The 24,670-nt window shown below is 42.1% G+C and carries 20 protein-coding genes and 1 pseudogene; 5 read left to right on the top strand and 16 right to left on the bottom strand.

From position 1 onward, the window contains the following. Positions 1–371: 371 nt before the first annotated feature. The 9 genes from V7K60_RS33825 to V7K60_RS33785 all read right to left on the bottom strand — a co-directional run bounded on the left by V7K60_RS33825 (position 372) and on the right by V7K60_RS33785 (position 8,179). Positions 372–911 carry a YqeG family HAD IIIA-type phosphatase gene (locus V7K60_RS33825; RefSeq protein ID WP_099100917.1) on the bottom strand — a complete coding sequence of 180 codons (540 nt, stop codon included), beginning with the start codon at positions 909–911 and terminating at the stop codon, positions 372–374. A gap of 53 nt (positions 912–964) precedes the next feature. Continuing rightward, the gene (locus V7K60_RS33820; RefSeq protein WP_334932449.1) at positions 965–1,591 is read right to left on the bottom strand and encodes a hypothetical protein; all 627 of its coding nucleotides are present in this window, start codon (positions 1,589–1,591) and stop codon (positions 965–967) included. A 235-nt stretch (positions 1,592–1,826) separates the two neighbouring features. Beyond that, on the bottom strand, positions 1,827–2,399 hold the full coding sequence (locus V7K60_RS33815) for a DUF3727 domain-containing protein (protein ID WP_334932447.1): 573 nt from the start codon (positions 2,397–2,399) through the stop codon (positions 1,827–1,829). 143 nt (positions 2,400–2,542) lie between these two features. Beyond that, positions 2,543–3,040 (bottom strand): Holliday junction resolvase RuvX, encoded by a 498-nt coding sequence (gene ruvX / locus V7K60_RS33810; RefSeq protein ID WP_334932445.1) that lies wholly within the window; start codon positions 3,038–3,040, stop codon positions 2,543–2,545. Further along, the gene (locus tag V7K60_RS33805; protein ID WP_334932443.1) at positions 3,021–4,277 is read right to left on the bottom strand and encodes a GNAT family N-acetyltransferase; all 1,257 of its coding nucleotides are present in this window, start codon (positions 4,275–4,277) and stop codon (positions 3,021–3,023) included. Before V7K60_RS33805 ends, ruvX begins: the two co-directional genes overlap by 20 nt. 208 nt (positions 4,278–4,485) lie before the next feature. Then, entirely contained in the window at positions 4,486–4,692 is a 207-nt protein-coding gene (locus V7K60_RS33800; protein ID WP_094352643.1) for a hypothetical protein, read from the bottom strand. Between the two features lie 124 nt (positions 4,693–4,816). Further along, positions 4,817–5,308, bottom strand: coding sequence for a hypothetical protein (locus V7K60_RS33795; RefSeq protein ID WP_334932441.1), 492 nt, complete (start codon positions 5,306–5,308; stop codon positions 4,817–4,819). A gap of 103 nt (positions 5,309–5,411) precedes the next feature. Next, entirely contained in the window at positions 5,412–7,553 is a 2,142-nt protein-coding gene (locus V7K60_RS33790) for a pentapeptide repeat-containing protein (RefSeq protein WP_334932440.1), read from the bottom strand. Positions 7,554–7,840: 287 nt separating this feature from the next. Next, a complete protein-coding gene (locus V7K60_RS33785; RefSeq protein WP_334932438.1) occupies positions 7,841–8,179 on the bottom strand; it encodes a hypothetical protein in 339 nt (112 codons plus the stop codon). Positions 8,180–8,956: 777 nt separating this feature from the next. On the opposite strand from V7K60_RS33785, the pseudogene V7K60_RS33780 reads away from it, so the two are divergent. The 4 genes and pseudogenes from V7K60_RS33780 to V7K60_RS33765 all read left to right on the top strand — a co-directional run. Next, a pseudogene (locus V7K60_RS33780) lies at positions 8,957–9,103 on the top strand (energy transducer TonB); the annotation flags it as partial. 135 nt (positions 9,104–9,238) lie between these two features. Then, positions 9,239–9,376, top strand: coding sequence for a hypothetical protein (locus tag V7K60_RS33775; RefSeq protein ID WP_334932436.1), 138 nt, complete (start codon positions 9,239–9,241; stop codon positions 9,374–9,376). A gap of 470 nt (positions 9,377–9,846) precedes the next feature. Then, complete coding sequence (locus tag V7K60_RS33770; RefSeq protein WP_334932434.1) at positions 9,847–10,170, top strand: hypothetical protein; 324 nt, start codon at positions 9,847–9,849, stop codon at positions 10,168–10,170. A gap of 357 nt (positions 10,171–10,527) precedes the next feature. Continuing rightward, positions 10,528–10,959 (top strand): hypothetical protein, encoded by a 432-nt coding sequence (locus tag V7K60_RS33765; protein WP_334932432.1) that lies wholly within the window; start codon positions 10,528–10,530, stop codon positions 10,957–10,959. A gap of 42 nt (positions 10,960–11,001) precedes the next feature. Here the strand turns inward: V7K60_RS33765 and V7K60_RS33760 are convergent, their stop codons facing one another. From V7K60_RS33760 to petB, 6 genes are all read right to left on the bottom strand, one after another. Further along, positions 11,002–11,373, bottom strand: a complete 372-nt coding sequence (locus V7K60_RS33760; protein WP_334932430.1) for a hypothetical protein — start codon at positions 11,371–11,373, stop codon at positions 11,002–11,004. A gap of 82 nt (positions 11,374–11,455) precedes the next feature. Continuing rightward, complete coding sequence (locus V7K60_RS33755; RefSeq protein ID WP_334932428.1) at positions 11,456–12,637, bottom strand: glycosyltransferase; 1,182 nt, start codon at positions 12,635–12,637, stop codon at positions 11,456–11,458. Positions 12,638–12,648: 11 nt separating this feature from the next. Further along, positions 12,649–13,638, bottom strand: a complete 990-nt coding sequence (locus V7K60_RS33750) for a GDP-mannose 4,6-dehydratase (RefSeq protein WP_334932426.1) — start codon at positions 13,636–13,638, stop codon at positions 12,649–12,651. 485 nt (positions 13,639–14,123) lie between these two features. Further along, positions 14,124–14,567, bottom strand: a complete 444-nt coding sequence (locus tag V7K60_RS33745) for an ATP-binding protein (RefSeq protein WP_292744744.1) — start codon at positions 14,565–14,567, stop codon at positions 14,124–14,126. A gap of 629 nt (positions 14,568–15,196) precedes the next feature. Then, a complete protein-coding gene (gene petD / locus V7K60_RS33740) occupies positions 15,197–15,679 on the bottom strand; it encodes a cytochrome b6-f complex subunit IV (protein WP_104907753.1) in 483 nt (160 codons plus the stop codon). Positions 15,680–15,932: 253 nt separating this feature from the next. Next, positions 15,933–16,580, bottom strand: a complete 648-nt coding sequence (petB, locus tag V7K60_RS33735) for a cytochrome b6 (RefSeq protein ID WP_094332660.1) — start codon at positions 16,578–16,580, stop codon at positions 15,933–15,935. 407 nt (positions 16,581–16,987) lie between these two features. Between petB and ctpA the strand changes: the two genes are divergently transcribed. Further along, on the top strand, positions 16,988–18,232 hold the full coding sequence (gene ctpA, locus V7K60_RS33730; RefSeq protein WP_334932424.1) for a carboxyl-terminal processing protease CtpA: 1,245 nt from the start codon (positions 16,988–16,990) through the stop codon (positions 18,230–18,232). A gap of 74 nt (positions 18,233–18,306) precedes the next feature. Here ctpA and V7K60_RS33725 read toward each other — a convergent pair whose 3' ends face one another. Then, on the bottom strand, positions 18,307–24,600 hold the full coding sequence (locus V7K60_RS33725; protein ID WP_334932422.1) for an ATP-binding sensor histidine kinase: 6,294 nt from the start codon (positions 24,598–24,600) through the stop codon (positions 18,307–18,309). Positions 24,601–24,670 lie beyond the last annotated feature (70 nt).

The raw sequence follows: 24,670 nt of genomic DNA, 5'->3' as shown, positions 1-24,670 counted from the left end.
TACTTCAACAGCAAGATTTGATTCAAGGCTTAACTGGTTTTCATTGGTGGATTCAAATCGAGGCTTAATCATAAGTAATTTACCGAACATGATATCATTGGTCATTAGTCATTAGTTATTGGTCATTAGTCATTGGTCATTAGTAACTGACGAATGACAACGGACAAATTACAAAGGACAAATGACTAAAGAAATTGTAAAGCGCCAATCCCTCTATAGTGAAGGTTGACGCTTTACGAAAGTATATTTACTTAGTATGAGTTAGGGTCTTTTTTGGCTGACCCCATGTTATTAATACTTATGATCCCCGATTTTTTGGTTCCAGTAAGATTCCTTAACCATTTCTTTAGATTTACTTTCCTGATGATTTCTCAACTTTTGTGAATCTTGGTTTTCTTGGGAGTAATAGAGGCTCCCAGAATTTCAGATATCCAAACTTCAAAGTTGCGGACGGGATGAGAACGGAGAGCTGCGTCGGCATGAACAATCGGTTCAACTAAAATGGTAAACATTCCCAGACGATTACCTGCTAAAACATCAGTGAACAAGCGATCGCCTACCATTCCCACTTGATGCACTGGTAGATCCATTCCCCTCAGTGCTGCTCTAATTTTGCGTCGGGAAGGCTTGGCTGCACCTAAGTAGTAAGGTAAGTTGAGCGATCGCGCAATTCCACCAATTCGGGCTTCACTGAGGTTGTTACTCACCAAGCACAGTGCAGTACAGGTACGGATTTGCTCTACCCATTCTCGTAGTTCTGGGGAAGCTATCCCGACTGTAAAGGGTACTAAAGTTTCATCTACATCCAATACCAGCCCTTTAAGCCCGTATTTTTGGATAATATCTGGTGTTAGGTTCAACACTGAACCCTCTAAAATCAAATCAGGCTGTAAAAGATTGTTCCAGACCATAGTCAACAGTCAAATGTAGATAGCTAAGACAAATGAGCATAACCCAATATAGTTTAGTCAGTCGAACTCCATTTTGGAATATCTACCTGAACATTTTGAGATAAAATCCCTAAAATCTTATCTATTTCTTTGATGTAATAATTACTCAAATCAATAAATATATCGTTTTCTTCTAACTTCAAAAATTTCCAAATGTCCCCTGTTGTTACTGCACCGCAAATTTTTCTGATTTCATTTCCTTCTTGTTGATTAAACAATTGTGCTGCCAACATTGCTGCTGCACATTGACCTAATCCACCTTTAATATTTTCATTTTTGGCTTCAATAATAACCACCACAGGCACATTAATTGTTAGTTGCTCTTTAGAACGACTAATGATAAAGTCACAATAGCCATTCAGACCGTTTTCTGCATCTACATTAAAATCTATTCCCGAAAACAAACTAATTGGATAATTAGCCCTACGTCTTACCTCCAACAAGATTGGAGTGATAATCATTTCTGAGCGAGCTTTTTCAGTATTAATTGCTAAAGCTAGTTCTGTAGTTTCTTCTAAAGAATTTTTGAGTTTCTCACTTGCCTGTAAAGGTTCTATGTCAGCACATAAATCAGTTTCTTCATCAATGCGGATGCTGAATGACTTTTTAAATTTACTTAATGTAAAATCGCTATAAGCCATCTATTCTCAGCACCTCATCCTAATTTTGGATTTTAGATAATGGAATTAAAAATCCCTACCAAAATGCTTTTTTCCGAATTTTAAACAATACTAATTGTCCCAATGTAGTGTTAATGTTTCATTGCTTCTAACATTTAATGGGACATAGTAAAAGATTTAAGTAAATTGTGATTTCAATGAAAAATTCCCAATTAAAAAATTCAAAATGAAAATATTACATTTTGAATTTTTAATCTTATTCCACTTCATTAAAAAGATGTTCTTCTAACAGAGGTTGCACTTTACGAAACTCCTCTGGAGAAAGTAATTCAGGCTCACCTGTTTTTGTTATCCGTGCAAAAAACAACAGGGGATCTAGAGGTGTATAAATTGCATACTCCTGATCTTCATCATAGAAGCTAGCGAGTAGCTGTAATTGCTCAGGCTCTAAATCTGCCTCTTCGTCTTCGATTTCTAAGGTGAAGAGTTCTGATTCTTCCACTGGCGGTAAATCACCTGCAACTGTCAGAGCATAAGCTGTGTTCTTCAATATCAAATTTTGCTCAGATAGTACAGCTTGGGCATTAGCAAAAATTTGCTCAATTATAGTGTCATCTTCTACCAGAACTGCTTCTTCTTCCTCACCGTCACCTTCCCAAGAAAAAATTTCTACAGGTGAGTCTACAGGAAGAAGCAAAACGTATTCTTGTCCATCTACCTCCAGGGAATGCTCTATGTAACAGTCGAGCGATCGCCCTTTGTCATCGGTTAAAGTGATGGAACCCGCATGAGCGTTATCATTTTCTTCAGGAAATGGAGAGGAAAACATAGCCGAAATGTAGAAATTTAATAAATACCAGCAAGTTTGAAAATCGCTTAACTATAGTCAATGACATATTATGTCAAACAAATAGCCTTATACGTAGATACAACTGCTGGCTAATCGTTTTCAGAATATCATGTTAAAAGGTATCAATATTCAATAGCCGTAACTGAACTGCGGGAGTTGGCACGCTTAACATCCAGCCATTGTTGCAAAATCAAAGCGGCTGCCTTGCGGTCAATCAAAGCTTTATGGCGTGATGGGGAGCAGTTTTCAGCTATCAGCAGTTGCTCTGCTTGAAATGAAGTTAATCGCTCATCCATATATTCCACAGGCAAGTTTAGTGCTTTAGCAAGTCTTGTAGTAAATTTCTGAACTTGACGAGCCTGAAATCCTATTGAGCCATCCATTGAATAAGGTAAGCCCATAACTAAAACTTGCACCTCACGTTCATTAACTATTTGTCGGATTTGCTGGACATCTTTCTCAAAAGATGTACGCTCAATTGTGGTGATACCCGTGGCAATTAAACCCGTGCGATCGCACCCAGCCACACCAATCCGCTTGCGACCAAAATCTAGTCCCAAGGCTGAAATAAACGGTTTTGGTTGCTCTTGGGATATCACACTAATTCTCCTGCTTTCCATCTGCTGATTCAGAAATCGGCGATGTTTCTATGCTAGGGTTTTTTACCGAAAAGTTAATCGGTTCTGACTTACTTGGCAGAGGTTTATCTGATGATGGCAACTTTCCTGGTTGTATCCATGACATCCCACCTGGTATAGGTTTACGAGTCGGTTGTAAACCTTGCAGCATATCAGTCCACTGGATTCCTTCTAAAGAGACGAATTTCGACTCTCGTAGCTTGTGCCACACAGAACGAGACATTACTAATGTATGTTCTATGCGTTTTGCTCCAATTCGCTCCAAATATTCTTCTCGCTCTGCCTGATAATCTGAGGAGGCTAGTTGTAACCCTTGCTGGGGAAAATCTTGGGCAATGCGAGCCAGTTGAGATAGTAATTCTGGATAAAGCCAGGTGTAAGCAGGATGAACTGTCAGCGTTGCGGCATGGGGAACTTCACCCTTGCGATCGAGTTGTACCTGAAAATAGCCGATCGCAGCTTTGCGTTGCGGTTCAAATACGTAACCACTGACTACTTCTGTTTTGGTCAGCCATTGCTTCACTGCATCAGTTAAAGCGCCGAACAAGCTGGTTTTAAAGTCGCGGGTATTGCGGTCAAAAACCTGACGCACCAAAGGTGGCATCGATGCCGTATCTAATTGATACAGTAACTGGGCATCAGCATTGCTCACTGGCAACAGGTTGGGCAAGTCTGGCTCTGCTTGTGCCAATTCAGCCAGTAATTCTGGCCCAATTTCCCAGTATGTCATTTCTGCTAGACGCTGGAATCCATTTTGCCGATATAGTGCTAGCGCCTCTATGTCATTGATGTTAACTTCTAGTAGCCAAGTGCGAGCTTCTAAAATCGACTCAAAGCAGTGACGCAAAAGTTGCGAACCAATTCCTTGTTTATCGACACCACGCTCTAGTAACACTTGATCGATCCGCCAAGTGCTACGTGTGCGGTTAAAGGGTGACACTTGAATCATTCCTAAAAGTATCCGCCCTTGCTCCGCGATATAAGCACAGAGGCGATACTGTAGCGGGTTAGGAAACCAACTTAAAAATTTGAGTAATCCATACCAGCGACGCAGCCTTTGCATCTGGCTGATGGCAAAACCTGCTCCCTTCGGAGTGAGGGCTGCGAATGACTCTTGAGTTATGCGCTCAATGCCGTCCAGATCCCGGTATTGGACTGGTCGGATAACAACGCTGAGGTTTCTGGGAAGTAATGAAGTCATTTTTATTCGAGCCGCCATTTAGCCTTAACTAACTGCTCTTGAAAGGAAGGAACTGCTGCAATAATCTTAACTAGTTTCTGCTCTCTACTATTGTGCCAAAAGGGTGATTTTAGTAACTTAATACTTAAAAAGCAGAAAAAGCAGACCCTGTGAGAACACCATTGGCATTGACCCAACAACATCTGCCCTTATTTTATTTGAATTTTGATTAAAATTTGTATATATTTTATAACCCTTGCCGAGAAACTAGCTTTTCAAAGTGGGCTTGGGTTTGATGGAGTAATTGGTGGCGACTATCTACCAGTGTTTGCTTCAGCGTTGGAACAAGATTGCGAGCTTGCAGAGTCATGTGAAGTTGCAGATTGGCGACATATTCACTGAAATCTTGATTCACTTCATCTGCGCCCGCATCTGTTAATAAATTTGATTCCATTGCCACTGTGTTCTCCTGTGTTAATCCTGTGCTGTCTCTCTTCATGACCAAAAACTATCACGTTGTTTGGACTAACTTCTTTATTTGCAATGAAGTTTAATGCTTCTTAGGGATAGCGTGTCCCTTAAAATCTCAAACCAACACCACCTTGTACTGAGATAGCTGTACCACTGCTATCTCGGTAGGCATCAAAAGCAATAATCGCATTGCCAAAAAGGACAGTATTGCTATTTGGGATCATATAATCAATGCCTGGTTGTAAAGCAAAACTAATTTTGTCACCCACAGGAGAAGAACCACCACCACCAGCCAGCACTAACCCAGCACCCAGGTAGGCATCAGCTTGCCAGTTGAGGGGGAAATCGTAAGAAACCGTTGGTACAACAGCCGTATTATTACCAATTAACACTTGGGCACGCAGTGAAATTGGTGCTTCCAAAAGCTTGTAGCGCCCTGCTATCACCCCCCCAAATTGGATACCATCAGTAATACCAATAGTGGGAGCGATACCAATATAACTGCCATAAGCTACTTGAGCTTGTGCTGGTTTAGTACTCGCCAGACTCAAGACCAAACCAACCCCCAAAACTGAAACCAAAGATGGAATATACTTCATAACCAACTCCTCACACCATTTTATTATTGGGCATTGGGCATGGGACATTGGGCATAGTTATTTTCCTTGTCCCTTGTCCCCCTGCTCCCCTGCCCCCTCCATTCTACGGGCAACGGGGATGAATGCCTCCTTGAGTACAAATGTATGCTAACTGCTTGGCATCTAAATTTTTGGCTTGAGAAAAATCAACCCCTTGGACTACGGCAGATACTGAGCCTAAATCTGGGGTTTGGACAAATTGATCTGCTGGATCTTGTTTGCTAGGAGCGAGAATTGCTCCTTTAAAATCTGCTCCAGCGACATTTGCCCCTCGTAAATCTGCAAGACTCAGGTCGGCATTTTGCAAGTTAACGTTTTCCATTTGGGCAGAACGTAAAACAGCACCAGTTAAACGAGTAGCACTAAGGTTAGCATTGCTGAGATTAGCACGATCCAAATAAGCTCCTGATAAATCTGCTCCTTGCCAATCAGTGTTAGTTAAGTTGGCAAAAGATAATTGCGTTCCAATGGCAGTGGCGCGACCTAAACGCGCTGCATACAGATTGGCTTCGTTCAATTTGGCATCGCCTAAATCTGCCCCAGTCAAGCTAGCTTTTTCCAAAACTGCGTTTCGTAGATCGGCTCCTACTAGTTGGGTGCTGTTGAGTTTAGCATCATATAGACGCGCGTTAGATAAGTTGGCTCTGTTAAGAGTGGCGCGACTCAAATCGATCCGGTTCATCAAGACGCGACTGAGGTTAGCATCAGTAAGATTGGCTTGCTGCAACTGAGCTTGGCTTAAATCAGCCATTACATCGTCGTAGGTATCCCAGCGCCCATCTTCACCCACACCCCGAAAGCGGCTACCTTTAAAGCTGGCTTGGTTAAGATTTGCAGATTTAAACTTAACTCCAGATAAATCAAGATTGTCCAGTACTAAGTTGAAGAAGGAACTTCCTGAAGTACCGCTTTGACCTAATTGGGTGCTACTAAGGTCAACACCCTCAATTTTTTTACCGCTGTAAACAGAGAGAATCTTGTTGATTGTCCGCTGATTTCTTTGTAGCCGCCCTTGCCGTAATTCCCGCTTTTTGGTTGCAGTGCTAGCCACAGATTCCAGTTCGCTGACCAAAAACTGATTCTTATTTTTGAGTTCCGGGATGACTTGGGGACCAACAGTTGTCAAAGCTTGTTGAATCGTATCCAGGAGGCTGGGGTTAGTTTCGCTAACTAATAAATCCGCGAGAAATTTAATCGATTGTGGGTCATTAAGACCACCCATAGCCAGAATTGCACTTTGGCGTTGCTCATTAGTCGCCCCAGAGTTGGGAGTCAATTGTTTGACGATCTCAAGGAATTGTTGGCTGTTGATTTGCTTGGTTGCTCGCTGGGATTGTTGAATTTGGATATAAACTTGAGTGCCAATTAAAGTTGCTAGCACAGCAGTCATACTCGTCAGCCCTACCCCAAACAAAGTCAGATTGGGATTTTGCTGTATCCGCCGCCACAAATTAGGCGACTGGCTGGTTTGCTCTGCCGCTAATTCTTCACCCTCGTGCTTTTCTTCTGCTTGATTGTTACCGTCAGCAGACTGAGCTTGTCTGTTGTTAGCTAAGACTGCATCGATTGTATAAGTACCTGCGAGTTGATCGTGGAATGCGCGACGCCCCCGACGCGACGGTAAGCTTATCCCTTCACCCACAATCATTAACAAAGACAAAAATGTGAATAATCCTAAATTCGGAAAAGCAAAGCTGTAGCGCCACAGCAAATAGGCTATGGAAATGGGTACAGTCCAACGCCCAACGCCTTCTCTAATTACAACTGCCCCCAGTCCGGGCGGCTTTCCTTGCTCGTTGACAACCCGCACTTTTAACCAACGTTTCGGAATTGTACTACCAGTCTTAGCTAATAAATACAATTGCCACCACGAAAGAGTTACAGGTGCTAACAGGGCGATTGTCCACAAAATATTAGTCGGCCATGCAACGTTACGGATGCCATAGCTTACAGGTAAAGCTAGGGGTCTGGCGATCGCTCTTTCTGTGACTACTAGCACGGGGTTAAGCGGTACTCGGTTCAGATCGCTTCTAGAATTGGCATAGACACCAATGCCGAAGGGAATCAACCCACTAGTAACCACTAGTGTAATTTCAGCCGCCCAAGCAGCAAAACGCCTACTTGCTAGCAGCAGCGAATTGGCTCTTTCCGATTTTTTTGGCTGACCAGATTGATTACTAGTTCTCCTGACAATTGGTGAGGTCATCGTATAATTTCCTTTGATATTATTTCTACGCCGCGATCGGCACAATTAAAATAGACTAAGCTAATCAACAAAAAGAAAAGCATATTGAAATAGGATTTAGGAGTTATACAGCAGAATTCAGGAGTCAGAATTCAGAATTTAGAAGTAAAACAGGCTTTATACCTAGTTTTGACACTTCACTTCTGTACTTCACCTTCCTTGAAATCCTCTGTAAGTCAGAAGCCGTTTTGATTCCGGCTCCTGACTCTCATAACTCCCGACAGAGTGCAAAGTAAATGCATATCAACTTATTGCTTACGTTGAAAGCTACCAGATACAAAAAATTTGTATCCAACATACACTAACACTGCCAAAAGTGCCAGACTGATTACAGATGCAACTAGTTTAAACACTGCTTGCAGTATCGCCAAGCCTACTAGCACCGTCACACCTGAAACTACCAGCTTTTTCACACCAGATAAGCTGTTGAACCAAATCTGAAATCGCTCCAGTTGCAAGTTGAAGCTGGCAAAAACAGACTGAGACGTTTGTTTTTGTTCTTGTGAAACCACCCCAGGCGGGGAATTAATCTCTGCCTCTAGCTGATCGAGGCGACGCTGTAAGTCTTCTTCTGGTTGAGGATTCATCAATCTTTCCTACCTCATTAGCATACTTATTCAACAATAGACCAACCAAATTCTATTTTTGGTGGTTGTCTTAGTGATTTTAGCTAATCTCTGTGCGTGCAAGACCTTACAGGCATCAATTCTAGAGACGTTGCAATGTAACGTCTCTAAATACATCTATCAAATCTTCACAAATAATCCTTAACTACTGCAAGAAAAACCGCTAACAAAAGAAGAACAATTCTGAGGATGAATAAGCCAATTATCCTTGCGTAGCAGCAAAATATGTATATCCATATTTTCTGACTACAGGAAAGGTATCAATCATCTTGGATAATACTGGGATGGTTTTTCTAACTCTAACCAAAGGGAGTGCTAAAAATCAGCAATTAAGTTAGCACTACTTGGAGTGAACCCTAAGCCTTGTATAGAGAGGTACAGATATTTGTCAAACTTATCAATGGCGGTGAAATTGGGATTTTGAGGGTGTGAATGATAAGGGTGGCTTAACTGAGGTCAGTTGTGTGGTGGGTATTCACGAAAGCATCAGGGTTTGGGAGAATGGGTAATGTCCATAAAATGAATCTCTGAACAATTCAGATAGCGGCATTCATGATAAAAAACAAACTATTTCTAACACTGATTATTGCTTTGATACCCAGTTTGTTGATTTGCTCGGCTACAACTTGGAATGCAAGCGCAGAAACACCCAATAGTAGTAAATTAATACAGTGTTTAAAAGATATAAGAAATTCCAGAGCATCTCAAGCAATTGCTAATTCACCAACAGATCAAAGAATTCAAGGAAGGGTATAAGTAGCAGTTGATACTGATGAGCGAGGTAATGTTAATAATGTGCGTCTTGTTCGTTCATCAGGAAACCGTGAATTGGATGAAATGGTTCTCAGACAAGCGCGAGATTGGAAATTAAAACCTGCGACAGGTAACATTGACGCTCGTTCGACGTTTAGAAAAAGGCAAAACGTTTGCTAGATATGAATTTAAGAAATTAGACATCATAAATTTGCTAAAAACCTACAACTCACCACACAAGTGGGTTTTTAGTATCCCAATCCCAAAATGTCGGTTAAAGGTAGTTTGACGACATCAGGACAAAGACTCAACACACGAGGACTTGAGGCATTTGGCACTGAAGAGAGGAAGTGCGATCGCGTATTGATCAGAAAGCGTGAGCGCACCTACCACGGTTACACATGAGATGCAACGCACTTCTTGTATTAAGGAGTTTAAAGTCTAAAGGATTATATTATTTGCAAAAATTTGATTTAGGTTGCAAAAATTTGATTTAGGTTTTTCTTTACAGTGTCCATTCAGAGATGTAACTTCAGGGGATAATCCTCTTATTGCAAGGAACGTTGAAAATACGGCCTCTAATTGTAAAGAATTATTACAAACGCGTTCGTGCCCGATCGTGTCACAGCAACTTATGTCTTAATACCTACCCTGATAAAAAATCGACTCAGCAGATGCTTTAAGACTGAACTAGCCTATTGAAAGTTGCTTTTTGATTTTTTCACTATTACGCTTTTCACTTTTGATTCTTTGCTGATTACGGTTACAAAAATCAAAGCCTTACCAGGGAAGGCTTTCAAGCAATTGACAAAAGTAAAAATCCCCTGATACGGTTGAAGTTACCACACACCAACTAAATATCAGAGGATTCGCCGGTGTTTGATTTGCACTCAAACACGAGCATTGATGCTTTCGGCTCTAGTTTATCGTTTTGTCCTGAGTTTGACCAGACCCCAGGCTCAATTTTGTATGCACAGTACATTTGCTGTGATAGAGATAACAGAGTTGATAAGCATGATGCCCGTGATTGTTCTTGCTTAAATGAGAGACATTTATTTTATGAAGCTTATGCAGCCGCAATAACCCCAGAAGATTGGCGACAGATGGATAGGGAAGATATATCTAACCTTGCTCTTCCAGGGGATGAGCCTCATCTTAAAGATGGACTTTGGAACGGATGCGATGATGAACAAAATTAATAGGGGGTCTTGGTAATAAACATAAATATGTATGATACCAAAGCTGAAAAGGCTTGTTGGGGTTAGCAGAGTAGAAGACGTTTCCACACTCTTGAATTGACATAAATAGAAATCAAAACCCTCATAAATTTTATGAGGGTCTTACTTATGTATGACAAAATCGAGGCGATCGCTCAAAGTGCGATAAATTTGGAGACGTTTTGTTGAAGTTGCTGCTAATAATTTAGGAATAAAGTTAATGACTGGTATTGCTTTATACGGCAACTTTTGGAACCAAGAGGGATTGCTGTCGTCTATATAAATAAATCAGACTGTATAACAATATTGCTCTGAAACAAATCTGGAGCATTAATTAAAATGAAGACTCTTAGGCTACTTGCAATTATTCCCACAGCTTTGGCGATGAGTTTGGTTTTCACTGAGGCTAATTTGGCACAGACACCAACAATCCAAATTAATCGAAATTCCCAACCCGAACCATTGATTTTGAATGGAAAATCTGGGGGAACTGTCAAGAGTAATTGTGGCAATATTACTACTGAACCTAGTCAAGTTATCCAAGTTACAGAGTCACTTCCTTATTTGCGATTAACAGTAGAAAGTAAAGGCAAGCCAACACTTTTAATCGACGGGCCTGGAGGGCGCTTTTGTGTACTAGCAGATAGTTATTCTGGAGGTAAGTCAGAACTTTCTGGTTATTGGCAGGCAGGAAAATACTCGTTGTATGTGGGCGAACTATCCCCGCAACAGTATACTTACAGCCTCTCAATCTCGCAAAAAAATAAATAGTCATTAGTCATTTATGCTTTGCTAATGACTAACGATCCTTGATTATTCTTCCAGTGATTTGGCTGGAACTTCGACAGCAGTGACATCAATTGTGCCTTCTGGTGTGAAGCGCTGAAAATGACTATTTTGTACTAACAGTAATTCCTGACAGTTAGGACATTGCAACTGAGTATTATTTAAACCTGTAAATTCATATCCACAGACAGGACATTGATCGGCAACCAAGTTGCGTTGCAGCCACCAACGAAAGCCAAAAAAAGCCACAATAGGTGCCAACAACAGCAACCCGAAAATAATTAGCAATGAATTAACTAACCAACCCAAGCCCACTGATGCCAGTAACAAAACAACTACCAGCAGGGTGAGCCAAGGGCGGAGATTTAAAAGATTCAATTGAAATGACTTAAAGCTCATTTTTTAAATATCGTCCTGCTCTCCTTCTAGGATAGCGATTTTAGTCATTAGTTATGAGTCATTGATCGTTTATCATTTGGACTCAAATGGACTTTATTACTGAGGATAGCAGCATTTTTTGTAAGTGCTGTTGAAAGGCATTTAGGCCAAACAGAGCGATCGCCTGTTCTCTTAGCCACTCCCCATCACATCGCTGGTCATCCCCTTGAAGCATTTCTATACAAGCTGTTGCTACAGCATCAGGACTGCGGTGTGGTACTCGCCATCCCAGTTTACCATCCTGCAAGGGGTCAGCGGAACCATCGTCGTCACCGGATAACACCGACACTCCACAAGCCATTGCTTCTAGATAAACTATGCCAAAGCCTTCTTGCGAAGGCATAATATAGGCGTCAGCAAGGCGATAATGTTCCATTAGTTCTTCTGTGGCAACGAAACCCGCAAACACGACGCGATCGCTCACACCTAAATATGCAGCAAGTTTAGCTAATCGCGGTTGGTCATCGCCGCGACCAATTACCAAATATTTCACTTCTGGAAAAACTTGAGCGATTTGTGGTATTGCCCGAATAGTGACATCTACACCTTTGTAAATATCTCCTGACCATAACCGCGCTACTGTCATTAACACTTTTGCACCAGTTAAGCCATACTTCTGGACTAATTCTGGTTGTTTGGAACCAGGAGTAAATTTATCTGGATCAATTGCACAAGGCATCATCTGTACCATTTTCGGGTTTAGACTATTAGCAATACAAGCGCGATCACGGCTGTAGCGACTAATTGTCCAAATTCTATCTGCTGATGTCAGAGCGCGACGTTCTTGATTTTTCAACGGTTCCCAGACTTCTTTGCCGTAAGTTAGCACAGTGTAAGGAATTCCCAAGGGCTGGCAAAGTGTTTGGATTAATACTGCTAAGTTAATATGACCACAGAAAACCTGCTGCGGACGGCTCTGCAACAGACACTTCAGTAAAGCCGCTGCCATTTGCAATCTCCCCAAATAGGGGGACTGATTTTTAAAGTAATGAAATTTTAAGTTCTCGTCTTCAAACGGATTTAAGCTATCAGCACTATCTCGCAGTAAAAAAACTTCTGCCTTGTAGTCTTGGCTCAATCCCAGATAGGTACGAAAAATATCTTTTATATACGATTGAATACCACCTTCGTGAGCGAAAATTTCTAAAAACACGAAGACATGGTTAGTTTTTTTGTTAACTTTATCACCTAGATTCAGGTTTTTTGTCACTGTAGTGATGTGCATCTTAAGATTATTTACACTCGCGGTAAGGGCATGATCGCACCGCTTTGTAACCGCTCCAAATCTGTTTTTACCATTTTTTCTAAAAGTTCCTCAAAGCTTACTTGGGGTTCCCAGCCGAGGTTTCTTTTAGCTTTACTGGGATTAGCTACTAGTTGAAAATGCTCATCTTGCCGCAACAAGCTAGTATTTAAGACTACATGTTGCTTCCAATCCAATCCAACTGACTCAAAGGCTGTGGCAACTAAATCTCTAACACTATGCAGTTTACCAGTGCCAATCACATATTCTTCTGGTTCATCAATTTGCAACATTAGCCACATAGCCTCTACATAATCACCTGCAAAGCCCCAATCACGTTTGGCATCGAGATTACCGATTTCTAAGGTGTCAGTTAAACCCAATTTAATTGATGCAGCCGCCAAAGAAACTTTGCGTGTGACAAACTGAGGTGCGCGGAGAGGAGACTCGTGATTATATAAAATTCCGCTACAGGCAAATAGTCCATAGCGCTGTCTATGATGTACCATCGTCCAGTGGGCGTGCATTTTAGCCGCAGCATAAGGATTTTTGGGACGAAAAGCGGTTTCCTCATCTTGAGGCGAGAGGAATACATCGCCAAACATTTCTGAACTGCTTGCTTGATAAAATCTGGTAGACAAACCAACTTTTCGTACTGCTTCCAAGAGCCTGGTAGCTGTACCAGTTATTAAATCCAGGGTTCCCAATGGGTCGTTCCAAGAGTCGGGTACAAAACTGGGAGCCGCCAAATTGTAAATTTCTTGAGGACGCAGTTGTTCAACTGCGGTCAACAGTGCTGCACTATCCCTCAAGTCAACCGTAAAAATTTCTACCTGATTTGCCAGTATTCCCAGTTTTGTCAAATTAGGTTGTCGATGTGGGGGTACTAATCCGACAACTCGATAACCACGATTGAGAAGCAAATGGCTGAGATAGTAGCCATCTTGACCAGTAATTCCTGTAATTAGGGCTGTCTTAGTCATATTTTGTCCCCTATTCTGTCTATCTCTTTAAGCACAAAATGGCACTTGTTAGAGAACAAACATTAAGATTCTCAACACTGCTGACAAATCTTAACAAGGGAGCTAGTGTAACTCGAATGCTAATTTTACTATATTTACTAATCCTTTTTATACAAAAATATTACTTAAAATTTTACCAAAAAATCATAATTAATAAGCAATTTTACGTAAAAAATATATTTCTCCAATTTAAATAATCTTAAAAAAGGAGTATACTTTTATCAATCAAATAACTATGTATCTCAACAAAAACTGCTTCTGTTTGAAAGTGTGTACCTCAACTTTTAGCAAAATCTTCGTTAGCTTGGTGACGACTATAGGAGAAGTTTTATTTGTTTGACTCCTAAGTACAGGCGAGCTAGCAAAAGAGTATTGTAGAGAAGAAAAGCCCTAGTTTTTTGTCGATACTCCTTCTCTACACTCCGCTTACAAGCCAAATTTCACTGTTACTTTTGTGCTTCTACAGAGTATTTGACAATGAGCAGGCAATTTCTACCATCCGCACCACGTTCGTATACAACCCGGTCAGCCAACCGCCGGAGGAGAAACCATCCATACCCACCTACTTGCAGAGTACCTGGGGCTGGCTCTGCGATCGCATCAGGATTGAAAGGTTTTCCGTAATCCCAAATTCTAATCTCTAGTCGGTCAATCCACAGATAAACGTTAATTTCAATGGTTGTTTCCGGGGGTAAAGCATGATGAGCATGACGAACAGCGTTGGTAAAGCCTTCTGCTAATGCTAAATTGAGGCGATCAAGTTGGGTTTTTGACCAGCCAAGTTGAGACAAGTGTTGCAGACAAAATTGCTCAAACCATTCTTGCACCTGGTTTAAGAGCCTGAGTTCGCTCTTAACAGTCAGATGGTCTTGCTGCACTATACTAAGCATTAACTGTGAGTTGAATATAAGTAAACCCAAGTTGCTAGTTATTAAATTCTGCGCTGTTCGCAAAATTTCTCTCACATAAAAAAATCTAAATTGACATATTCTGTGTACCAAAATACAAAACATGAACGATTTTGGCAATCTGAGGGTTGTAACTAGCAACTTACGTTAAGTAAGTAAGAAATGTTTGTATTTGTTGACTTTTGATCATTTGAGATTTTGGAATAGCTTTTCCATCCAAAACTTCAAATCCCAGATGCAATCTGAACTATTGAAGAAGAATTCAGAATAGAGAATTCAGAATGCAATCAGTGAGGGATACTCTGCAGGGTCTTGCTACAGACCCAACACTATCTTGTTGACCATTAAAAACAGCATATTTAGTGTAGGAATTAAACCCGTTTCTTCAGACGCTATCTACGAGACGCTGTGCTTAACTTGCTTCTCCATAGGATACGCGGACTCGCTTTGGGTAGCGTTATCCGCTTTTCATTCAGAATTTAATTCTGAATTCTGGCTTCTGACTCCTGAATTCTTTCCTGTTAAAATTGACGCCTGTTGATTGTTTTCAAAAGCACATCTGCATCTGCTCTTGAAACTTACAGGCGTCAAAGCATTTTCTAGTGACTAATTTAGAATAGTCCCAAGGTCAAAGATTTATCCAATGGCAAAGCAGCACCAATACCCAGCCACAAGGTGACAAGAGTACCAACGAGGAATACTGTGGTTGCAACTGGACGGCGGAAGGGGTTTTGGAACTTATTCACGTTCTCAATAAAGGGAATAAGGATTAGACCTACTGGTACGGAACCCATTGCTAACACTCCTAAAAGTTTGTTAGGAAGCGATCGCAAAATTTGGAAAACTGGATACAAGTACCACTCTGGTAAAATTTCCAATGGTGTGGCGAAAGGATTTGCTGGTTCACCGGTCATTGCGGGATCTAGCACAGCTAGAGCCACAATCGCAGCGAAGGAACCCATGATCACAATTGGAAAGACGTAAAGTAAGTCATTAGGCCAAGCGGGTTCACCATAGTAGTTGTGACCCATGCCTTTAGCGAGTTTGGCTCTTAACTGAGGATCGCTCAGGTCAGGTTTTTTTTGTGTTGACATTTTGAAATGTGCTCTCCTGCTTAAGTTCAATTAAAGCATTTGTGAAAGCTATCAGCTACTAGGCAACCAACAGGCAAGAAACAGCGCTTCATATCTACAGTCATCCGCCTGAAGGTTTTCTATCGCTTGAGGCTTCAGATACAAGTATTTTTTTTTGGAACTTATGTGCCATTCATTTATTGTGTTTCATAAGTTTAAAACAAACAACTCGATCTGAAAACTAACAAATGTTGCCTTTCACTAATAGCTGAGATTACAAAGGCCCGGAAATGCCTTGCTTGCGGATCATCAAGAAGTGAAACAGCATGAATACTGCAATCAACCAAGGCAGTACAAATGTGTGTGCGCTGTAGTAACGAGTTAGTGTTGCTTGACCAACACTAGAACCGCCGCGCAGCAGGTCGGAAATCAGAACTCCAACCACGGGAATCGCTTCTGGTACGCCGCTAACGATTTTCACAGCCCAGTAGCCAACTTGATCCCAAGGTAGGGAATAGCCGGTGACTCCGAAGGAAACGGTAATCACAGCTAGGATCACACCACTTATCCAGGTCAATTCGCGGGGCTTTTTGAAACCACCAGTCAGGTAAACCCGGAAGGTGTGCAAAATCATCATCAATACCATCATGCTGGCAGACCAGCGATGGATGGAGCGAATTAGCCAACCGAAGTTTACTTCATTCATGATGTACTCCACTGAGGAAAAAGCTTCAGTGACTGTTGGCCTGTAGTAGAACGTCATGGCAAATCCAGTGGCAAACTGGATAAGAAAGCAAACCAGGGTAATTCCACCCAGGCAGTAAAAAATATTGACGTGGGGAGGGACGTACTTGCTAGTGACGTCTTCGGCGAGTGCCTGAATCTCCAGGCGTTCCTCAAACCAGTCGGAAACGTTGGCCATACAATCTCAAGTTCCTAAAAGTCGGTTGCGGTTGATAAATCCCGAAGTTCTGAATCGGCAGAAGCCTTCGCTCAGACTTCTCTCCCAACTAGTAATTTTGGGATTTTAGTAAAGGGGAGTTTTTTTGTTGGCTTTTGGGCTTTTGGCGTGCTAAGAGACTTCAGAAACTTTACACTCTGTAAAGATGGAATATATTGCGATCTCTTTACGCCCCTACACACAAAATGGTGGACACAAAGTAGATTTTATCCTTTGGTGAGTGGATACGATGCATCAGTTGACTGAACAACTTGATGAGAAAAATGCACCACTTCTATAAAAAAAGTAACATAATCGAGAGATAGATTTCATCAACAACAGAGGAAGTGGGCATTATCTAGGCAATTTGGGTTGAGGTGGAATTGATAATGGGGTTCATGAACAAACAAGTCTTTCGGGTTGGATTTTCATTGTTAATGGCATTTTGCTTGGTGTTGGGTACGCTCACTCAGCCAGCACTGGCTTTGACTGGGGAACAAAAGCTGGTTTCGGAAGTTTGGCGAATTGTTAATCGTACTTATCTAGATGAAACGTTTAATCATCAAAACTGGGCGGCTGTCAGGCAAAAGGTTCTAGAGAAGCCACTGGCAGACTCAAATGCCAGTTATGCGGCAATTGGGAAGATGCTCAAGAGCCTCGACGATCCTTTTACCCGTTTTTTAGATCCAGAACAGTACCGCAGCTTGCAGGTCAATACTTCTGGGGAACTGACTGGGGTAGGATTGCAAATTGCCCTGAATCCTGAGAATGGGAAGTTGGAAGTAGTGGCTCCCATCGCCGGTTCACCGGCAGATAAAGCGGGGATTCGACCACGCGATCGCATTCTCAAAATTGAAGGTGTTTCCACAGAAAATTTCACCCTTGATGAAGCTGCAACCAGAATGCGCGGGCCAAGTGGCAGCCTTGTTACTCTTTTGATCGAACGAGACGGAAAGGCAGAAACGGAAATTAGACTGACACGCGATCGCATTGCTCTTAACCCTGTGGTTTCAGATTTGCGTGTTTCTGCTGAGGGTACACCCATTGGCTACCTAGGTCTTACACAATTTAATGCCAACGCTTCAATGGAATTGGCACACGCTATTTCTAGTCTAGAAAAAAAAGGCGCTGCTGCCTACATTCTAGATTTACGAAATAATCCTGGGGGATTATTGCAATCAGGAATTGAAATCGCCCGTCTGTGGTTAGACTCTGGGATTATCGTCTACACTGTTAACCGACAAGGCATTCAGGGTAGTTTTGAAGCCCTTGGGCCAGCCCTGACCAAAGATCCTCTGGTGATTTTGGTGAATCAAGGAACTGCTAGTGCCAGTGAGATTCTCGCTGGCGCACTCCAAGATAACCATCGCGCCCAGTTGGTAGGCGAAACCACCTTTGGCAAGGGATTAATTCAATCCTTGTTTGAATTATCAGATGGTTCGGGCTTGGCAGTGACAATTGCTAAGTATGAAACTCCTGAACACCGGGATATTAACAAACTAGGTATTAAGCCGGATAAAGTTATTTCCCAACCAGCCATTAACCGCGAACAGATTGGCACGGAAGCGGATCTACAATATCAAGCAGCAGTCGAACTTTTGAAGAAAAATTCGGTGGTGGTGGGTAAGGTTTGAATAAGGGGACAAGGAGACAAATCAGGTGGGGATTTAGACTCCATCTGATACCATAACTACCAAATAAGATTTAGTTATGCCGATAACGGTAGCTGAATCACAAATTCAGTTCCTTCGCCAAGTTGGGAATTCACCACGATCGCTCCGCCATGTTTTTCTACAATAATTTGACGAGCGATCGCCAATCCTAAGCCTGTGCCTTTACCGACAGCTTTTGTCGTAAATAAATGGTCAAATATTTTTTGTTTTACCTCTTCATCTATACCCTTTGCATTATCGGCGATTGTAATTATAACTAGATTATTTTTTAGTGTAGTTGTAATTGTAATACAGTTTGGATTTGCTTTAATTTCGTCAAAACTTCGGCCAAGATTCGATTCCTCTAAGGCATCAATAGCATTTGCTAGTAGATTCATAAATACTTGATTTAATTGTCCAGGAAAACACTCAACTTGAGGTAAAGTGCTGTATTTAGTTATCACTTCAATTGCTGGACGTTGCTCGTTAGCCTTGAGACGATGTTTCAAAATTAAAATCGTGCTGTCGATGCCTTGGTGAATATTAAACGGTACTTTATAATCTTTATCGGCACGCGAGAAAGTTCGTAAACTGGTGCTGATATTTTTCAGGCGATCGCACGCCATCGACATGGCATCAATTATCTTGGGCAAGTCTTCTAAGCTATAATCCAAGTCAATTTCTTCGGCATGGTCTTTGATTTCATCATTTTTGTGGGGTAAATTTTCTTGATAAAGCTTTAAGTGTCCAACAATATCAGCGATGGTAGGTTTAGCTTGTTTGAGACTGGCAGCAATAAAACCAAGAGGATTATTCATTTCGTGAGCCACACCAGCAACTAAGTTGCCTAGTGCAGACATTTTTTCGCTTTGCACCATTTGTAATTGGGTGTTTTGCAGATCAGTTAGCGCTTGTTCTAAGTCTTGTGATTTTTGCTGCAAGGCAAGTTCAGCTTGTTTGCGATCGCTAATATCTCGCATCACAACTACTGCACCGAGTTTGTTACCTGAAGGATCAACAATCGCTTGTCCGCTTGCTAATAAAATTCTTTTAGAACCATGCTTTGGCGCAATTACCATTTCGGCATTTTCAACGATTTCCCCTTGTAAGGCACGAAACAGAGGAATTTCCGTTTTTGATAGGGGTGTTTGACCATCCGGTTGATAAAGATCGAAGTGTTCTGTCCATTCTTCTGCTGGTAATGATTCTACTGGTAAGCCATGAAATTCACGAGTTGCTTTGTTAAATAGAGTCAATTTCCCACTAGCATCGCAAACAACAATCCCATCGGTAATATTGTGAATGATGGCATTCAAGAACTCTCGTTTTTTGACTAGAGATGCTTCGGCTTGTTTGCGATCGCTAATATCAATCACCACCCCATCCCAGATGATTGAGCCATCGGCTTGTCCCTCTGGCCGAGAAGCAGATTGAATCCATTTCACGGTTCCTGAAGGCAGGATAATGCGCCATTCTTCCTTAAAGGGTGTGAGAGTTTGGGCAGAGTTGGCGATCGCTTGGGCAATAGCTGGGCGATCGTCAGGATGATTCATGGCATAAAGGCTATGCGTCCCTGCCATCACCAACTCTGGCTCTAACCCATATAAGTCAAAACAGCCAGAGCTAACATAGGGTGTTGAAGTTGAACCGTCAGCCGCCAGACGGAATTGGTACACCATACCAGGAATATTATTCGCCAAATTTTGGAAGCGGATTTCACTAGCCTGCAATTTTGCTAGAGATTGTGTTAACTGTTGAGCATAGTTCTGGGAATTTCGATAAAGTCGGGCATTTTCCAGAGAAATTGCAGCTTGAGCGCAAAGTAAGTTTAGTAGTTCGACGCGATCGCTTGTAAAGGCTGCGGTTGCCAAATTATTTTCTAGGTACAATACGCCCAGCAATTTACCCTGATGCAAAACTGGGCTGCACAAGATACTCTTAGGTTGCTGTTGCTGAATATATGGGTCATTGATTAGTTGCAGATGCACTGTAGCATCAGTAATTACTGCTGGTTGTAAGTTGCGTTTGACATTATTAATTAAGCCAACTGGTACATCAACTGAGTCTTCAACGGGCTGTGGGTTGAGCAACATCGGGTAAAAATCGACCTTGGCAACCTGATTCTGTACATCACTCAGGGAAAGCTGTGCTAAAGCCTGAACTAGCAACCGATCTGACTCCAAAAGCATGAATACACATTTATCAGCTCCAGCATTTTCAATGACGATATGCAGCAAAGCTGAAAGCAGTTTTTCGAGTTCGATTTCCCCAGAAAGGGTTTGGGAAGCTTTGAGAATGGCTGCTAAATCTAAAGCAACAGATACGCTGCTACTACTGGAAGTGGCAAAACTGGTGGAGGTGAAACTTTCCAATGTAAAGATAGTTTCGTTAGTTGAGAGGGGAAAACGGGTTTGCTGGAGGATGGGGGCGAGGAGTTGGGGATAGTGGCGTTCTAAGTCGGCGACTTTAGCTTTTGCGCCCCAACGAGCATAGCCATAGTAGGCTTGGGTCATATATTCCCCAGCTATGCGCTGCTTGCCCCAATCGAGGTAAAATTTGGCGGCTAGTTCATTAGTGAGAGCTTCTTCTTGGATGTAATCGTTTTCTTTGGCAAGAGCAATGGCGCGATCGTACAATTCTATTGCCTCTGATTTATGTCCCAGAACCCGATATCGTTCTGCTTCAACCAAATAAAACTTGTGTAAATGATTGGCTGGAATATAGCTAGCCCAAGTTTTGATCTTTTCCTGATTTTTGCTCACCCGCCCAAGAATGTATTGTTGTTCTGTTGCGGAAACTTGGGAATAGATTGCCAGATGAGCTAGAGAATCATAGGTGTGGAAGATTGGAACCACAAATAATCCGATGACACCGCCTAGATAATTTTCAGTAGCGATCGCAGCTTCCACTGCTAGTTCAAACTTCCCAAACAGATAACCCAGAAAAAGTTTACTCACATAGAAATAGTACAGCGCAGTTTGATCGCCTGAGTGCTGGAGGACTGGCAGCATTTGCTCTTGATTGAAAACCTTACCAACCAATTGCCATACTTCAGCACCATCGCCGATTAAATTCAAAACTCCTTGCTGAAAAATAGTCAGATGGCTGAGAAGTCCTTCTTGTTTGAGTTGAGTAAGTTGAAAGCGGAAGGCATCACTTTCCCGACTTAGCTCCCCCAGTTCTTTACCGACAAACAAAGAGTGCATGATGTAACCGAATGCACAAATGGTAGATGATTCTAAATCTCCCGTTTCCAGCCCAATTTGATAGCCTTCCCGGAAAAGCGCTAAGGTGTTCTTGAGCGGCTCTTTCCAATGCAATACACTACAGCATACTGCGACATAAGTTCTGGCTTTCAACTTTTTGGCATTAAACTGTTCGAGTAATTTGAGTGCCAGTTGTCCAAACTGATAGCCGCATTCAATGTCTCCTACCGCCCCACAAAGCAGCAGTCCATAGTAGGCATAACCATTTGTAGAGTCTGAGGTATTGCCATACTGAACAGATAAATTTACTTGCTCAAGGATAATAAATGGTAAGAGTGTTGGAGCGACAACATAGGCAGAAGAAGAGACAGCTACGAGAATCCGCATAGCGGCTAATTTGTCTGACTCTATCATCTGATGTAGAGCCATTAAATCTGGCGGTTGCCTTCCAGTTAAGATGGATTTGGTTACGTCGAAAGCCGATGCAATATCTGATTCACCCGGTTGCTTGGGAAAATGGATTCCTAACTGCTCTAAAATCTTGAGAGCCAGCTCCACGCCCTGTAGAAATTGATGTTGGGCTTGAGCAGCTTGAATTTGGATTTCATAGACTTTAACGGTATCCAATAAGGTTCTAGCATTTTCCAAAATTACTGCTGCAAATTGTGTCATCTGCTCAAAGTTGCCACTTAGATAAGCTGCTTCGGTGGCAGCTTCATAAAGTGTCAGGGTTAGTTCATATTCTGTTTGCCACCGATTTTGTGCAAGCATTGCAATACCTATAGTGGTATACTCAAATGCGGCGACGTATGCTGTTGCAGCTATTGCTTTTTGTCCAGCTTGTAAATTGAGTTGAGCGAGTTCTGTTTTCTGAGCTGGATCGACAATTAAGCTATTCCCGATATTGAGTTGATTGACAATCTCAAATAGTTTTTCGTCTTGTTTTGAGGCTGGCGTATGATTCAGCAAAAGTTGCCCAATTTTCAGGTGAGTGACCTGTTTTTGCTGGTTGGGAATCAAAGAGTAGGCAGCTTGTTGGACGCGATCATGCAAAAATTTGTAACCTGTCCTTTGTCCGTTGTCATTTGTGCTTTGCAAATGATCGATGACCAATGAGGAATCTTGATAAAACTTGTAAACCTCATTGATGGGAACCATCAATCCTTCTTGCAATGCTTTCCACGAGTCTGAGGCGGTTTCCATCTGCGACTTTTCAGAGACGATCGCTAACGTCGCTAAATCGAACTGATTGCCAATACAGGCTGCCAGTTTCAAAATATCTTGAGTGTTGGATGGCAATTTTTGAAGCTGTAGTGCCATAAATTCCACCACATCATCGGTGAGGGCAAGCGATCGCACTTGCGCTACATCACACTGCCAAAAACCTACCTCCCAATCAAAGGTAATCAGCCCATCCTCGTATAGCGCTTTCAAAAACTGAGTTGTGAAAAAGGGATTGCCTTTGGCTTTTTGATAAACTAACTCTGTTAACGGTAATGCCTTTTCAGTTGCACAACTGAGCGAATCGGCGATTAAATGGTTAACATCTGCTTGACTTAAGGGAGCTAGACTTAAGGTGTTGATGCAGGAGGATGCCTTTTTGATTTCATCTAGCCTTAACATGAGTGGATGAGCTGCAAACACCTCGTTATCGCGGTATGCGCCAATAATGAATAGATAGCCGCAATTGCTCTGAGACATTAACAACTTCAGCAAATTGAGCGATGCCGAATCTGCCCACTGCAAATCATCCAGAAATATTACTAACGGATGCTCTTTGGTTGTGAACACCTGAATGAACTGTTGGAACAGAAGATTAAAACGGTTCTGGGCTGCACTGGCAGATAGTTCAGCGATGGCAGGCTGTTTGCCAATCATCTGTTCCAGTTCAGGAATTACCTCGATCAGAAGTTGTCCGTTCTCTTTGACTGCTGCTAAAATTTTACTTTGCCATTGCTTTAGCTGAGTATCGCTTTCACTAAGCAACTGTCCCATTAGGTCACGAAAGGCTTGGACAAAAGCAGACAGAGGAATGTTGCGGTTAAATTGGTCGTATTTGCCCTTGATGAAGTAGCCATTCCAGCGCACAATCGGCTTATGCACTTCATTGACGACTGCAGTTTTGCCAATACCAGAGAAACCTGCCACTAGCATGAATTGAGAGCTACCATTGGCAACCTGACCAAATGCCTCTAGTAAGGTCTTTACTTCCGATTCCCGCCCGTAGAGTTTTTCTCTTATGAGAAAGCGATCGCTGATATCGCGCTGTCCTAAATCAAACCAGGTGTGTTTGCCTGTTTCTCGCCACTGTTCTAAGCAGGTAACAAGGTCATGTTTAAGTCCTAGCACACTTTGATAGCGGTCTTCGGCGTTCTTCGCCATCAGTTTGCGGACAATTTCGCCCAGCATCAAGGGCAATTTGGGGTTGAAATCGCAGACGCAGGGTGGAAGTTTCGCAATGTGGTAATGCACCAACTCCATCGGTTCATGGGACTCAAAGGGCAATTTTCCACTCAGTAATTCAAAGAAAGTCACACCTAAAGAATAGAAGTCACTGCGGTAGTCAATGCCTCTGTTCATCCGTCCGGTTTGCTCTGGCGACAGATAGGCTAACGTTCCCTCCAATCCATTCAGGCTCTGGATTTCCTGGGTTTCTCGTGGTAAGAGCGAGGCAATACTAAAGTCAATCAGTTTGATTTGTTTCGTGTCAGGGTGAATCAGGATGTTGGCTGGCTTGATGTCTTTGTGAATGACGCGCTGTTGATGTAACTGGTGTAAAGTATCTAGCAGTTGCAGAGCAATGGGTAGGAATTGCTTTAATGTCAGTGTTTTTCCTTGAGTAAATTGCCGCAGGGAAACACCACCAAAGTCTTCCATGACAAGGGCATAGCCATTGTGATAGGCTTCCAGGCTGTAGGGTTTGATAATGCCAGGAATATCTAGGTTTTTAGCGATCGCGTATTGGTTGCGAAACTGTACTAATTCGGTAAAAGTTGGGTATTCTCGTTTTAAGAGCTTGATGACAACTGGTAGGCGATCGCATTCTCGAATTGCTCGATACACTTGAGTACGAGAACCTGAATAAAGTTGCTCGATGATTTGGTAGCCAGCAATCCTTAAAGTTCCATCAACTTTTGCGCTCATAAATTTTGACGAAAATTTATTTATACTAGTCTTATAATTCCCACTACCATATCTTGGTTAACAAACTTAG

It is taken from the genome of Nostoc sp., from assembly GCF_036917555.1.
Classification (GTDB): domain Bacteria; phylum Cyanobacteriota; class Cyanobacteriia; order Cyanobacteriales; family Nostocaceae; genus Nostoc.
Note: the sequence above shows the minus strand (reverse complement) of the source record. Positions and strands in the feature narration are given on the sequence as shown.